Raw genomic sequence first — 12,874 nt, 5'->3', positions numbered from 1 at the left:
GAAAACAGCCGCGCCCTCAGAGGCCGCGAACCGGCCGTTCGAGCAGGCCAGCGCCTACAAGGAGCCCTCGATGTCCGCAGCTTTCCAGGTGATGTCATGTGGCTCCGCAGACCAGGGACCTTCTGTCAGCGTCGACCAGTAGCCTGCGACGATCAGCCATGGCATGTGGGGAGGGTTCGTGCAAGCTACCGCTCTGGTCAGTCCCGATCGGTTGTGGTCGTCGCAGGAAGTCTTGGTGCGTGCGAGCCCTGTCCCGGCGGCGGCGGGAGTCTACGGGTGGCACTTCAAGCAGCCGCCCCACCAGGACCTGGACGCCGGGCGCTTGCTCTACGTCGGGATAGCCTCGCGGTACATGGCGAACCGAACCAGCACGCAGGACCTGCGCAAGCGGGTGCGCTACCACTACCGGGGCAACGCGGCCGGCTCGACGCTGCGGCTCACCCTCGGGTGTCTGCTCGGACTTGAGCTGCGCCGCGTGGGCAGCGGTAAGCGGATGACCTTCGGCAAGTCCGGCGAAGCCAGCCTAAGCCAGTGGATGGCGGACAACGCGCGAGTGTGCTGGAGCGAGCAGAGCGAACCATGGGACCTGGAGTCGCAGCTCATCTCTCAGCTCGACCTGCCGTTGAACCTCGACCAGAACCGCCACAACGCATTTCACAGTCACCTGAAGGAGCTACGGGCCCAAGCACGCCATCGAGCCCGAGAGTTGCCAATCAGCGCGTAGGCCGCCGAACGGGCCGCCGCGCCCTTGTCTGGGCCGTCTCTGGGCCGTCCGAGGTCGCTCAACAGTGGCCAACGACGACGAACGACGACCACCAGGCGCACGAGCCCACTGCCCCTGACCAGCAAAAATCCAGCTCACCAAGATCCCCGGCAAGACCCAGGCCAAGAAGACAGGTCTTAACTCGTCCCATTAAGAGTCCCCGACCTCTCCGACCAGCTCCATCGGGATTCGTTTGCTGGGAGGCAAGCAATGAACACTCCCATGATGCCGAGGAGTCGTGAACAAGCAGGCTCTTCTGAGCATCTCACTACGTGACGCCGCCGACGTCATCGGCGAGCAAGCGCGGACGCCTGCGCACGATCCAGAGAACGGACGCCTTAGCTTGGCGTTTAAGGTCGCCGGGTCACCCGACTTGCTGATCTTGTCCTCTTCAGGGGACAGCAGGACGGCCGTTCTTCACGCTTCGAGGTGTCGAGCAACGTCGCGTGAAGGAACGGCCGCTGGTGAAGAGTCTCGCCCCTGAAGAGTCCGCTGATGCCGCGCTGGGCATCCTGTCCCACTTTCGTGTCCAGTTCTACGACTGCCTTTACAGCCGGGCTGATGCGCTCTTCGAGCTCACCGACGCGGTGCTGTGCTCGGACGGTCCGGTGACGTCGCTGGTCGAGCTGACGCTCACGGCCGAGCACCGGCGGGGGCACGGGGCGATGTACGACGCGGTCAACCACGGCTGGCTGGAGCCGCGCCGCCTGCGCAGGCTGCTGGCCTCCACGCCGCTGCCGCGGGCGGCCGACGGGCGGATCGTGCTCGCGGTCGATGTGAGCAACTGGTTGCGGCCCGACGCCCCCACCAGCCCGGAGCTGCTGTTCTGCCACGTCTACGGCCGGGGCCGCAGCGCGGATCAGTTCATCCCCGGCTGGCCCTACTCCTTCGTCGCCGCCCTGGAGACGGGACGCACGTCGTGGACGGCCGTGCTGGACGCGATCCGGCTGGGCCCGGCCGACGACGCCACCGCGGTGACCGCCGCCCAGCTCCGCGATGTCGTCACCCGGCTCGTGCACGCCGGGCAGTGGCGGCCGGGCGACGCGGACATCCTCATCGTCATGGACTCCGGCTACGACGTTACCCGCCTCGCCCACGTCCTGGCCGATCTGCCCGTCGAGCTGGTCGGACGGCTGCGCTCGGACCGGGTCATGCTCCGGGACGCCGGCCCGCGCCGCTCCACCCCGCGCGGCGGGCAGCCCCGCAAGCACGGCGGCGTCCTCGCCTTCTCCAAACCGGACTCCTGGCACACCCCCGACCAGGCCACCACCTGTGACACCACCCGCTACGGCCGGGCCGAAGCCCTCGCCTGGGACCGGATGCACCCCCGCCTGACCGCCCGTGGCCCCTGGCTCGACCACTGCGGTGAACTCCCTTTAATCCACGGCACGTTGATCCGGCTGAAGGTGGACCATCTGCCTGGCGACCGCGACCCGAAGCCGGTGTGGCTGTGGTCCTCGCGCACCGGCTTGACCACCGCCGACGTCGATGTGCGCTGGCAGGCGTTCCTCCGCAGATTCGATCTTGAACACACCTTCCGGCTGTTCAAACAGACCCTGGGCTGGACCGTGCCGAAGGTCCGTGACCCCGCGACCGCCGACCTGTGGACGTGGCTGATCATCGCCGCGCACACCCAACTCCGCCTGGCCCGCCCCCTCGCCGAGGACCTCCGCCGGCCCTGGGAGCCGCCCAGCGAGCCCCGCCGGCTCACCCCTGCCCGGGTCCGCCGCGGGTTCCGGCACCTCCGCGCGAAGACCACCCGTCCCGCAGGTGTGCCGAAACCCTCCCGACCAGGTCCCGGACGTCCCACGGGCTCACAAAACCGCAGGCCAGCCCCACGCTATGAGCCTGGGAAGACCGTGAAACGAGCCGAAACCCTCACCGAACACGTCCGCCTGAAACAGCAGCGAGGATAAACGCCAAGCTTAGAGCCCGTTGCTCAACCGAACATAGCCGTTGGCCTGGTCTCGTTCGGGTGGTGTGATGTCAATGCGCGCATGAAGACAGGGCCTTCTGTGTAGCTCGTGGGTGTCTAGTCCGTGAGCGCCAGGAGGCCTTGTACCTCTATGGGCAGTACATCTAGCTCGACATCTAGTGTTCTGAGTCGGGAATTCTGTTCAGATAACTGGCGAGGCGTTCGAGGATCTCGTCCGCGGTCTTCGTCCAGACGTAGGGCTTCGGGTCGGTGTTCCAGGCGGCGATCCAGCTGCGGATGTCCTTCTCCAGGGCTTGGACGGACCTGTGGACGCCTCGCCGTATCTGCTTGTTGGTCAGTTCGGCGAACCATCGCTCGACGAGGTTCAGCCAGGACGAGCCGGTCGGTGTGAAGTGCAGATGGAACCGGGGGTGGGCCAGCAGCCACTTCTTGATGGCGGGGGTCTTGTGGGTGGCGTAATTGTCGCAGATGAGGTGAACATCCAGCGTGGCAGGCACCTCTTTGTCGAGCTTGATCAGGAACTTCTTGAACTCCTCAGCTCGATGTCTGCGGTGCAGGGAGCCGATCACTTTGCCGGTGGCGACCTCGAGCGCGGCGAACAGGGTGGTGGTGCCGGCGCGGACGTAGTCGTGGGTCGCCCGCTCGGGAACCCCGGGCATCATCGGCAGCACGGGCTGGGACCGGTCCAGAGCCTGGATCTGCGACTTCTCATCCACGCAGAACACCAGGGCCCGCTCGGGCGGATCGAGATAGAGGCCGACGACGTCGTGGACCTTGTCGACGAAGTACGGATCGGTCGACAGCTTGAAGGTCTCCGCCCGGTGCGGCTGCAGGCCGAACGCCCGCCAGATCCGTGACACCGACGACTGCGAGAGGCCCATCTCCTTCGCCATCGACCGCGTCGACCAGTGCGTCGCGTTCTTCGGAGTGGATTCCAGCGTCTTGGTGACCACCGCGGCGACCTGTTCGTCCGTCACGGTCCTGGGGCCGCCCGAACGTGGCATGTCACCCAGACCGGCGATCCGGTACTGCACGAACCGGGCCCGCCAGCGGCCCACCGCATGAGGTGTCGAACCCACCTGCTCCGCAACGTCCTTGTTCGACGCGCCGGTTGCGCAGGCCAGGATGATCCGACACCGCAAGGCCCACGCCTGCGGCGTGGAACGACGCCGCACCCATTCCTCGAGTCCGGCTCGTTCCTCGTCCGACAGTGTCAACTCGGCCTTCGGCCGCCCCGTCCGCACCATAGAGCAAGCCTATACATCTGAACAGAATTCCCGACTCAGAACACTAGCTCGCGACCGCCCCGGCCGCGATGAAGCTCACGTCGTGCGGTGGCAGGGCCGCCCCGTCGCCGTCGACGAACGCGACCTGGACGGGGCTGCCCGAGTGGGACCGGCGCAGCATTGAGGGACCCGTGCTGGGCGGGTCGTGCAGGTCGCCCCACTGCTGCAGGGCCGCAAGAGGGACCGCAAGGTCGCGGCCCGCGGGCGTGAGGTGGTAGCTGCGCCGGGTGCGCGACCCGGGCTCCTGGTAAGAGCGCTTGGTCAGCACGCCCGCCTTGACCAGGTGTTCGAGCCGGTCCGTGAGCACGTTGGGGGCGATGCCGAGCGCGCGCTGGAAGTCGGCGAACCGCTCGACGCCGGCCATCAGCGCCTCGCGGATGATGAGGAACGACCACCGATCGGCGAGGACGCCGAGGCAGCGCTCAATCGAGCACACCGGCTCAGGCCGGCGAATCTCCGTTGCAGGCGACATCCGTACAGCATACCTCAGTTATCAGCGGCAAGTCAGATCCACCAAGAGGACCGCATGGGAAGGACGTCTAGAGCAGTTGAACTGGGGCACTGCGGCTGAACGCTAACTTGCTTGTAGCAATTCAGCCTGGTACGGTTTTCACATGGCGACCCAAGACCCGTTTACACCTTCGCGTTTTCGTCTGACCCGCCACTCGGATACGTTCTGGCGAGTCACCTTCGACAACGGCCCGCTCAACCTCATCGACGGCGTGATGAACCTCGAGCTGCACCAGCTCCTCGACCAGGTTGAGCAGGACGGACACGTCGCCGTTGTGCTGTTCGACAGCGCGAACCCCGATTACTTCCTCGCCCACTACGCCGTGCCTACGGACATGAGCCCGCTCGAGGTGCTGCAGCCGCCCGCCGCGCAGCCGTTTCTGCACTGGGCCAGCCTGCTCATCCGGCTGAGCAAGGCGCCGGCCGTCACGATCAGCGCGCTCCGCGGTCGCGCACGCGGGGCCGGCAGCGAGTTCGCCCTCGCGACCGACATCCGCTTCGCCAGCCGCGAACGGGCCGTGCTCGGACAGTTCGAGGTCGCGCTCGCGGCGATCCCCGGCGGCGCCCCCACGACCCGCCTGCCCGGCATCGTCGGCCGGGGCCGGACGTTCGAAATCCTCCTCGGCGGCGAGGACTTCGACGGCGAGCTGGCGGAACGCTACGGATACGTCAACCGAGCCGTCCCCGACGATGGGTTTGTCTCGTTCGTCGATGCCTATGCCGAGCGCGTCTCCCGCTTCGACCGCCGCACGCTGATCGACATCAAGGACTCCATCAACGCCGCATCGCTGCCCGACGACGTGCAGCTGTCGGCGGCAATGCGCGCATTCGGCGATGCGGTCGCCAGGGAGCCCGCGACCTCGCTCATTCCCGCGGCCATCGCGGCGGGCTGGGGACAACCGGGCGAGTTCGAACGGAACATGGGTGCCCGCATCGCCGAACTGACGGCAGACAAGTCCAACTAACCGCAGGATCGTGGGCCGGATCGCCGGCCCGTGAATGAAAGGAACCGAAGATCATGGGAACCGCATTTGTCACCGGAGCATCCTCCGGTATCGGCGCTGTGTACGCCGACCGGTTGGCGCGCCGCGGCTTCGACCTCGTGCTGGTCGCGCGCAACCGTGCTCGGCTGGAAGCGCTGGCCTCGACGCTGCGCGCCGAGACTGACCGGACCGTCGAGGTACTGCAGGCCGATCTGGGCCAGTCTGCTGACCTGGCGACCGTGGAGCACGCTCTCCGCACCCGGGAGGACATCACGCTGCTGGTCAACAACGCCGGCGTCGGTGCCGCGAGTGTGCTGTTGGATTCCGACGTCGACGCCGTGCAGCGCATGATCGAGCTGAACGTCACGGCATTGACACGACTTACCTACGCCTACGTACCCGGAGCTGTCCGGCGCGGCAACGGTGCTTTGATCAACATCGGCTCCGTGGTCGGCGTGGCGCCGGAGTACCTCAACGGCGTCTACGCAGCGACGAAGGCTTACGTGCTCGCGCTGACTCAGTCGCTGCACCACGAGCTGTCCGGTCAGGGCATCCAGGTGCAAGCCGTATTGCCCAACACTACGGCGACTGAATTCTGGGATGCCGCGGGCAGCCCGCTGCCGGACCCGTCGGGTGTGATGTCGGCCGCGGACGTGGTGGATGCGGCACTGATCGACCTGGATCGGGGCGAGCTCGTCAGCATCCCAGCGCTGCACGATCTAAGCCACTGGCAAGCCTACGAGTCCGCGCGCCAGGTGCTCATGGCGAACTTCGGCGCTGGTACACCGGCGCCCCGCTATATCCACGCCCGCTCATAGCGGGCACAACAGCGGGGCCTTGCTGCATCATCTCTCGGGAGCTAAGAGCCCGCTGCTCAATCGAACATAGCCGTTGGCCTGGTCTCGTTCGGGTGATGTGAGAAGCCGTATTCATACCGATCATCGAGCTTGCGACTCGAACAAGAGTCCTGATCGGATGATGTCGGGATGGTTCGTGCATGAAGACAGGGCCTCGTGGCGATTCGGAAGGTGTTGATTCTCACCGAGTGCCAGGAGGCCCTGCTTGTCGCAGTTGTACGCGGTTGGGGGGCCTTCCCCCGTGAAGGTGGGCACGCGGTCATTGATCACGCGGCAAGCGTGAGCTTAGCGGTGTGGTGTCGGTGTTCGTATTCGTTGGGGCTGAGCTGGCCGTTGGCGGAGTGCCGGCGGCGCGTGTTGTAGCGGGTCAGCCAGGCGAAGACGGTCCTGCGGCAGGTGTCGGCGTCGCCGTAGTCGTGGGCGCCCTGGAGGGTCTCGCGTTTCAGGGAGGCGTGGAAGCTTTCGCAGGCCGCATTGTCCGCGCTGGTGCCGACCGCGCCCATCGACCGGGTGACCTCGAGTTGGTCGCAGAGGTCGGCGAAGGCCCGGGAGCCGTATTGCGCTCCGTGGTCGGAGTGGAACACGGCGCCGTCCAGGCGGCCGCGGGTCGCGGCTGCCATCCGCAGTGCGTCGGCGACCAGGCTGGTGCGCATGTGGTCGGCGATGGACCAGCCGACGGCCTTGCGGCTGAAGCAGTCCAGCACGGTCGCGAGATAGAGGAACTCCCCGTTTTCCAGGGGAAGATACGTGATGTCGCCCATGTATTTGCGTCCGGGATCGGTGGCGGTGAAGTCCCGCAGGAACAGGTCCGGGACCGGTGAGGCTGCCGGGTCCGGGACGGTGGTGCGCACGCGTCTGCGCAGGCGGATGCCGGTGATGGAGAACGTCCGCATGATCCGGGCGACCCGTTTTTCGTTGACCCGTCGCCCTTTGTCGCGGAGCTCGGCCGTTACTCGCGGGGAGCCGTAAGCGCCGCCGGACTCGCCGTGAACTCCGCGGATCTCCTCGGCCAGGATCCGGTCCTCCCGCTGCCGGGTGGCCCGGGCCTCGGCGCCGGCGAGCCACTTGTAGTAGCTGGACCGGTTCACGTCCAGGACCTCGCAGAGCCGCTTCACCTCGTAGGTGTCCCGGTGGTCGTCAACGAACTGGAAGCGGCTCCTCACCAGTTCGTCTCTCCGGCGAAATACTTGGCCGCCTTGCGGAGGATGTCCCGCTCGGTGGCGAGCTTGCGCTCACTTGCCTCAAGCTCGGCCACCCGGGCCTCCAGCTGCCGTACCCGCTCGTCCGGATCAGCGGACGGCACCGCCTCCCGAGGCCGGGCGCCCGGCTTCGCAGCCGCGGCGGTGGTCCCACGGCGTTCGCGGTCCCGCAGCACCCACTCACGCAGGGTCGCCCGGTTGACGCCCAGGTCAGCGGCGATGCTCTTGTAGATCGCCCCGGGCGTGGACTCGTACAGGGCCACGGCATCGGCCTTGAACTCGTCCGAATAGTCCTTCATCGCCATCGGCGGTCTTCTCGCTTCCTCCGGATCAAGCAGATCCAGTATCAGCGTGTCCACCCCTCAGGGGGAGGCCCCGGGGTCCCGGAGTCCAACTCGGCTGACCTGGCGTGTGATTGCCTCGCGCACGTGTACGGCAACGCCGCGGACCAGCCGGACAGGGTGCGGCACTATCCATCTGACATGACCGACGCGGAGTGGAGGCAGGTCCGGCCGCTGCTGCCGGTGCCGGCCTGGCTGGAGGGCCGGGGTGGCAAGCCGGAAGGTTATTGCCACCGGCAGATACTCGACGCGGTCCGCTACCTCGTTGACAACGGCATCAAGTGGCGCTCGATGCCTGCCGACTTCCCGGCTTGGGACCGTGTCTACGCTTTCTTCCGGCGCTGGCACCGCCAGGGCCTGTCCGTGGAATTCCACGACCGGCTGCGGGGCCGGGTCCGTGAGATCGAGGGCCGGCGGGCCGAGCCGACCGCAGGGATCATCGACTCCCAGTCCGTGCGGGCCGCAGCCACGGTGCCGGCCGCCACGCGGGGCTACGACGGGGGGAAGAAGGTCCCGGGCCGCAAGCGGCACATGGTCACCGACTGCCTCGGCCTGCTCCTGGTCGTCGCGGTCACCGCCGCGAACACCGGCGACCGCGAAGCCGCCGTGCCCCTGCTGGAACGGCTGCGGGCCGCGCACCGCACGATCAGCCTGGTCTGGGCCGACGGCGGATACACCGGCATCCTTACCGACTGGGCCCGCGACGCACTCCGCCTCACTGTGGAGATCGTCAAACGCAGCGACGAACCCCGCTTCGTGGTCCTACCCCGCCGGTGGGTCGTGGAGCGGAGCTGGGCCTGGCTGATGCGCTCACGCCGCCTGGTCCGCGACTACGAAACCCTGCCCGCCACCAGCGAAACCATGATCCTGTGGTCCATGACCATGCTCATGAGCCGCCGCCTCGCCCGCGCTCGAACCCGCGCAACCACGCCGACAACGGTCCTCGCAGCGGCGTGAACCACACCGTCACAACGTCACGGTGCTGAACACCCCGGGCTGGTGCTGAGCGATCCACCCCCGCTCGGCCAGGCGCCTCGCCTTCGACCGCACCCCTTCGATCTTCGCCGGCACTGTCTCCAGACCGAGCACCGCCGTCAAGGCCCTGGCACGGATGCCGCCCCGCCCAGCCGCTGCCTCGTCGTCCAGGACAGACATGATCCGCCGGTAGTCAGGCGCGAGCACCGTGCTGGTCAGCTTCACGCCAGTGCGGAACCGTCGAACGCGGCACCGCACCGACCACTGACACGTCCGGTTCCGCACCGTCCCCCACCAAGACGCCAGCCCGCGCGGCCGGTTCGGACAGCACCTCCACCACCGCTTCGCGGGCGATGACCAGCCGTTCGACCACCTGCTCGGCCTCGGCCAGGACCGCTTTGACCCGCGCGACCTCCTCACGCGCCCGGTCCACACGCTCCCGAGCTGCCGTTTCCTTCGCTTCGAGCAGACCCAGCACTGACGGCACCGGCAACCTCCACCGATCAAGGACTGACACAACGCCCCATCACTGCCTCGCCGAAGCCGAACTCACTCCCCACCAGCAGAAACTCAACACCCGTGATCAGTAAGACAACGGCTTCTTAGGCTTCGGCGTGTTACTGCCATACTGACGAGACGCTGGACTGAGCCCAGCACTGCTGGGTTCCGGACTGTGTGCACTCATGGCACTTGTATGCCGTCGCGCCACTCGCTCCAACCGTGAGGCAACGTCTCAGACTGTGTGCGAGAGGATGATGGCTATGGTGACTTCCTTGCTAGTTGCTGGCCGTCAGATGGTGGCTGGCGTCTGCGAAGGCATCGTTGGCGGAGCCTGCTTCGCCTTGATGACGGGTGCAGCAGTGCCGGGCTGAGTCCAGCGTTTTCATGTCGTCCTCTGACATCCACCGCTGACATCAACGAGGACGGACATAGAGGCACTCGCGTGACCTTGGACGTACGCCGCATCGGCTCGGGTCCATGGCTGAGTCGAAGACGGATCGAACTCCTAAAGCGGGTGTCGCAGGTTCGAATCCTGCCGGGGGCACCAGGCAAAAGGCCCCGGACCGATCATGGATGCTGTTGGTTAATCCGGGGCCTTGATCACTTTGCCCCGTCGATCGTTTGGTCGGCGGGGCGAAGTGCTGCGAAGTGGCTGGTGCGGGTGCGGGTGCGGGCCCGTGGTGTGCCGGTGAGGTGGGCGTCGATGCGGGCCAGGTTGATCGCGGCGCCGGTGAGCTGGTGCTGGAGACTGGTCTTCGCCAGGCCGCGGTAGCGGGATCTGCGCAGGCCGCAGCGCCCGACGGCCTGGGAGATGGTGCCCTCGACGCCTGCCCGGATCTTGTATCGCTCTTTCCAGGCGTCGGTTTGCTGCTCGGCCCGGGCCGTCCGGACGGTCTCGTGTTCGTCGCGGTCCTGACGGAGGTTGAGCTCGCGGCGCTGGGCCGTGGGCGAGTTGACACAGGCACGCAGGTGGGGGCAGGGGCGGCAGCCGGCGGGGCTGAAGCGGACCCGGATGACGGCCAGGTTCTGCTGCGAGCGGCGATGGTGCCGACCTAGAGTCTCGATCAAACCCGGAACGGTTCACGGCGAGGTGACGATCCGGACGGCCACCCCACAGAACATCACGGCCCGCACGACCAGCGGCAGCCTCACGATCACGGCCCCGCCCGCCAAGTACCAGATCTCAGCGAACGACTCCCATGGCGACAAGAATGTAGCGTTCAAGAACGACCCGTCGGGCAAGTACCGCTTGGATCTGTCGACAACGAATGGTGACTTGACCGTGGAGTCGGCGGGCTAGTGGCCTTCTTCAGAGCGGCCACTGATCACGCCCTTCAAAAGACAAGTCATCCGTGAAGGTAAGTTGAGCTACGGATCAGAAGGTGCCCGTGCCCCATCCGTGCCCGACCGCGCCTGAGACATGCGCGCAGGGCAGCTCCGACAAGCAGCACAACCAGTCGACCAGCTGAAGAGTCGTACGCGGCGTGATCAACATGCGCGCACGGCACGCCCTCGGCACCTCCACGCTCGTCGTGACCCTGGCGTCATCCTTGCTCTCCTGCTCCGGCAACCCCGGCACTTCGAGCGATGGGGAGTCGCCCGCCCGCGTCCGCAACGCGGTATCGGCCCCCGCGACTGAGGAGCCGCCCGCCCCGAGCACGGCTGAGCCAGCACCGAGAGCCGAGAAGGTCCGCGATGTGTTCGCTCGGCTTCAGGCAACCTACAACGACGGGTGCACGACCCCGGGGAACTGCGAGTACTTCCTGGGGCGGGTGCTCGATGAGCTCAGCAGCCTCAACGTGGCGATGAAGGCAGACCCCCAGGGTCCTGATCACTTCAAGGAACCCCTCGCATGGATCGCGGAACTGCGAGCCGAACTGGGCGAGGACAGCTCCTTCGCGAACCTCAAGAAGCACCAGGACCTGCTCACCGGAACGCGCGACAAGATCAATACATGGATGCAGAGCCATCCAGAGGACTACCGGTGAGACCAAGGCGGAGCACAGGCGTCACGAGCTCACCGGTCAGACTCCGGCTCGACGAGTGGCGAACGGCATACGGCTGACTACGGTGGTCCCGTGTTGGAAGACGATGGTGGTCTGGCCGCTTGGCTGGAGTCGAAGCGGCTACTCACCAGCCCTGAGCGCCACATCGACACTTTGCGATGCCTGCTTGCCGAGGACGACGACGCGCTCCTGATGCACGACTACGACCTAATCAGTGATCCGCAGACAGTCGCCATCGTGAAAGCTCAGCAGCGCGCAGCGGGACAGCGCCGCCGTAGGCTGCGGCGACTGGCAAGGCGCCGGCGCTCCGCGAAGTGACATCAGCAGATGACATCAACGTCGCCGGACAGCAGCGGACCGGAACAGCCACAGCAGCACCGGCAACTGTCAACGTCATGAGTACGGAGCAGGCCGCACGGCCCGATGATCGAACTCCTAAAGCGGGTGTCGCAGGTTCGAATCCTGCCGGGGGCACAACGCACCACCGCTCTGACCTGGGGTTTCTCTCCCAGGGAGGGGTCCTACTCGGCCTCGGACGCCTCGTCCGGGGCCGTTTGCGTGAGCGGTGCGTGAGCGGTGCGTGAGCGGACGGGTCGCCAGACTCCGATATTTCTCCCGACGGACCAGCACCATCCGGCACGGACTCCGCCTGCGCCTCATCGGCCTCGTCGGGCTCGGGCTCCGCTTCGGGGGCGGTGTTCTCGGAGGTGACACGGGCGCGCGGGACGAGCCGGGCAGCGGCCTCGGCGATGGCGAGGTCGGCCTCGGGGAGCAGGCTCGTGTACGTGTCGGCCGTGATGGTGATCGAGGAGTGGCCGAGCATCTCCTGGATGTTCTTCAGGTCGGCCCCGGCCGCGTGGGCCAGAGTCGCCGCGCCGTGGCGCAGATCGTGGAGCCGGACCGGTGGGAGGCCGGTCTCCTCGTACAGTTCAATGAACCGCCGTGTGACGTTGGCGGGGTGGAGCAGTTCGCCGTTCTCGCGCGTGAAGACCCGTCCTGTCTCTACCCAGGCGCTCTCCCACTCCTCGCGGTCCTTGTCCTGCTGGGCGCGGTGCCGCTTGAGGGCCTGGACCGTGTCGGAGTCCAGCGCGATGGTGCGCGCGCCGGCGTCCGTCTCGGGGTCGTCCTCGTACACCTCCCAGCCATCCACGACGAGTTGCTTGGCAACCGTGATGAGACCGGCGTCCAGATTGGTGTCGGTCCACTTCTGCCCGCACGCCTCGCCCCGTCGCAGTCCGCGGAACGCGATCAGGTGGAACAGCGCGTACAGGCGGTCCTCCGCGACGTGGTCGAGGAAGAGGCCGGTGTGCTCCGGCGTCCAGACCATCACCGGAGAGGGCTTCTCGCCGGTGCGCTTCCAGTGGAGGATGCGTTCCTCGGTCCACACGAGGGCCTTCGGCCGCCTGCCGGCCTCCAACTCGACGTGGGCGGCCGGGTTGAAGGTGATCAGCTGCTGCGCGATCGCGGCGTTCAGCGCGGCCCGCAGGGTGGAGCGGACACGCTGCCGCGTGCGATGG

The 12,874-nt window shown here is 66.9% G+C and carries 13 protein-coding genes and 2 pseudogenes; 8 read left to right on the top strand and 7 right to left on the bottom strand.

Translation table 11 applies throughout. The features are described 5' to 3' along the window. Window positions 1-352 precede the first annotated feature (352 nt). Together ABZ396_RS08190 and ABZ396_RS08185 are read left to right on the top strand one after the other, a co-directional pair. Window positions 353-724 carry a GIY-YIG nuclease family protein gene (locus ABZ396_RS08190; protein ID WP_358920645.1) on the top strand — a complete coding sequence of 124 codons (372 nt, stop codon included), beginning with the start codon at window positions 353-355 and terminating at the stop codon, window positions 722-724. Window positions 725-1,266: 542 nt separating this feature from the next. Next, the gene (locus ABZ396_RS08185) at window positions 1,267-2,679 is read left to right on the top strand and encodes an NF041680 family putative transposase (RefSeq protein WP_358920758.1); all 1,413 of its coding nucleotides are present in this window, start codon (window positions 1,267-1,269) and stop codon (window positions 2,677-2,679) included. A gap of 175 nt (window positions 2,680-2,854) precedes the next feature. Here the strand turns inward: ABZ396_RS08185 and ABZ396_RS08180 are convergent, their stop codons facing one another. Together ABZ396_RS08180 and ABZ396_RS08175 are read right to left on the bottom strand one after the other, a co-directional pair. Continuing rightward, complete coding sequence (locus ABZ396_RS08180; RefSeq protein WP_358920647.1) at window positions 2,855-3,946, bottom strand: IS630 family transposase; 1,092 nt, start codon at window positions 3,944-3,946, stop codon at window positions 2,855-2,857. A gap of 43 nt (window positions 3,947-3,989) precedes the next feature. Beyond that, window positions 3,990-4,457, bottom strand: a complete 468-nt coding sequence (locus ABZ396_RS08175) for a helix-turn-helix domain-containing protein (protein WP_358920649.1) — start codon at window positions 4,455-4,457, stop codon at window positions 3,990-3,992. A 142-nt stretch (window positions 4,458-4,599) separates the two neighbouring features. On the opposite strand from ABZ396_RS08175, the gene ABZ396_RS08170 reads away from it, so the two are divergent. Then, window positions 4,600-5,460, top strand: a complete 861-nt coding sequence (locus ABZ396_RS08170; protein ID WP_358920651.1) for an enoyl-CoA hydratase/isomerase family protein — start codon at window positions 4,600-4,602, stop codon at window positions 5,458-5,460. 53 nt (window positions 5,461-5,513) lie between these two features. Next, window positions 5,514-6,296, top strand: coding sequence for an SDR family oxidoreductase (locus ABZ396_RS08165; protein WP_358920653.1), 783 nt, complete (start codon window positions 5,514-5,516; stop codon window positions 6,294-6,296). 305 nt (window positions 6,297-6,601) lie between these two features. On the opposite strand, the gene ABZ396_RS08160 is transcribed toward ABZ396_RS08165, so the two are convergent. Beyond that, a protein-coding gene (locus ABZ396_RS08160) for an IS3 family transposase (protein WP_358920655.1) occupies window positions 6,602-7,839 on the bottom strand; the annotation gives its coding sequence in 2 pieces (ribosomal slippage) (window positions 6,602-7,513 and window positions 7,516-7,839; 1,236 coding nt in all). 177 nt (window positions 7,840-8,016) lie between these two features. Here ABZ396_RS08160 and ABZ396_RS08155 point away from each other — a divergent pair. Beyond that, a complete protein-coding gene (locus tag ABZ396_RS08155; RefSeq protein WP_358920657.1) occupies window positions 8,017-8,832 on the top strand; it encodes an IS5 family transposase in 816 nt (271 codons plus the stop codon). 9 nt (window positions 8,833-8,841) lie between these two features. Here the strand turns inward: ABZ396_RS08155 and ABZ396_RS08150 are convergent, their stop codons facing one another. The 3 genes and pseudogenes from ABZ396_RS08150 to ABZ396_RS08140 form a co-directional block, all read right to left on the bottom strand. Beyond that, a complete protein-coding gene (locus tag ABZ396_RS08150; RefSeq protein WP_358920659.1) occupies window positions 8,842-9,030 on the bottom strand; it encodes a hypothetical protein in 189 nt (62 codons plus the stop codon). 13 nt (window positions 9,031-9,043) lie between these two features. After that, the gene (locus tag ABZ396_RS08145) at window positions 9,044-9,337 is read right to left on the bottom strand and encodes a hypothetical protein (RefSeq protein ID WP_358920661.1); all 294 of its coding nucleotides are present in this window, start codon (window positions 9,335-9,337) and stop codon (window positions 9,044-9,046) included. Between the two features lie 614 nt (window positions 9,338-9,951). Continuing rightward, window positions 9,952-10,380: pseudogene (locus ABZ396_RS08140) on the bottom strand (transposase); the annotation flags it as partial. On the opposite strand from ABZ396_RS08140, the gene ABZ396_RS08135 reads away from it, so the two are divergent. The 3 genes from ABZ396_RS08135 (at window position 10,364) to ABZ396_RS08125 (ending at window position 11,675) form a co-directional block, all read left to right on the top strand. Continuing rightward, entirely contained in the window at window positions 10,364-10,651 is a 288-nt protein-coding gene (locus ABZ396_RS08135; protein WP_358920663.1) for a DUF4097 family beta strand repeat-containing protein, read from the top strand. The pseudogene ABZ396_RS08140 and the gene ABZ396_RS08135 overlap by 17 nt on opposite strands. A 397-nt stretch (window positions 10,652-11,048) precedes the next feature. Then, window positions 11,049-11,339 carry a hypothetical protein gene (locus tag ABZ396_RS08130; protein ID WP_358920664.1) on the top strand — a complete coding sequence of 97 codons (291 nt, stop codon included), beginning with the start codon at window positions 11,049-11,051 and terminating at the stop codon, window positions 11,337-11,339. A 90-nt stretch (window positions 11,340-11,429) separates the two neighbouring features. Then, window positions 11,430-11,675 carry a hypothetical protein gene (locus tag ABZ396_RS08125; RefSeq protein ID WP_359184119.1) on the top strand — a complete coding sequence of 82 codons (246 nt, stop codon included), beginning with the start codon at window positions 11,430-11,432 and terminating at the stop codon, window positions 11,673-11,675. Between the two features lie 203 nt (window positions 11,676-11,878). On the opposite strand, the pseudogene ABZ396_RS08120 reads toward ABZ396_RS08125, so the two are convergent. Then, window positions 11,879-12,867, bottom strand: a pseudogene (locus tag ABZ396_RS08120) (site-specific integrase); the annotation flags it as partial. Window positions 12,868-12,874: the final 7 nt, after the last annotated feature.

It is taken from the genome of Streptomyces sp. NPDC005866 (assembly GCF_040629895.1).
Classification (GTDB): Bacteria; Actinomycetota; Actinomycetes; order Streptomycetales; family Streptomycetaceae; genus Streptomyces.
The sequence above is the reverse complement of the archived record's forward strand: the minus strand, read 5'-3'. Positions and strand labels throughout refer to the sequence as shown.

Coding starts and splice junctions, on each gene's coding strand:
- ABZ396_RS08170 (WP_358920651.1), top strand. CDS start 4,600: ATGGCGACCCAAGACCCGTTTACACCTTCGCGTTTTCGTCTGACCCGC.
- ABZ396_RS08180 (WP_358920647.1), bottom strand. CDS start 3,946: ATGGTGCGGACGGGGCGGCCGAAGGCCGAGTTGACACTGTCGGACGAG.
- ABZ396_RS08135 (WP_358920663.1), top strand. CDS start 10,364: ATGACGGCCAGGTTCTGCTGCGAGCGGCGATGGTGCCGACCTAGAGTC.
- ABZ396_RS08175 (WP_358920649.1), bottom strand. CDS start 4,457: ATGTCGCCTGCAACGGAGATTCGCCGGCCTGAGCCGGTGTGCTCGATT.
- ABZ396_RS08165 (WP_358920653.1), top strand. CDS start 5,514: ATGGGAACCGCATTTGTCACCGGAGCATCCTCCGGTATCGGCGCTGTG.
- ABZ396_RS08150 (WP_358920659.1), bottom strand. CDS start 9,030: ATGTCTGTCCTGGACGACGAGGCAGCGGCTGGGCGGGGCGGCATCCGT.
- ABZ396_RS08155 (WP_358920657.1), top strand. CDS start 8,017: ATGACCGACGCGGAGTGGAGGCAGGTCCGGCCGCTGCTGCCGGTGCCG.
- ABZ396_RS08190 (WP_358920645.1), top strand. CDS start 353: ATGGCGAACCGAACCAGCACGCAGGACCTGCGCAAGCGGGTGCGCTAC.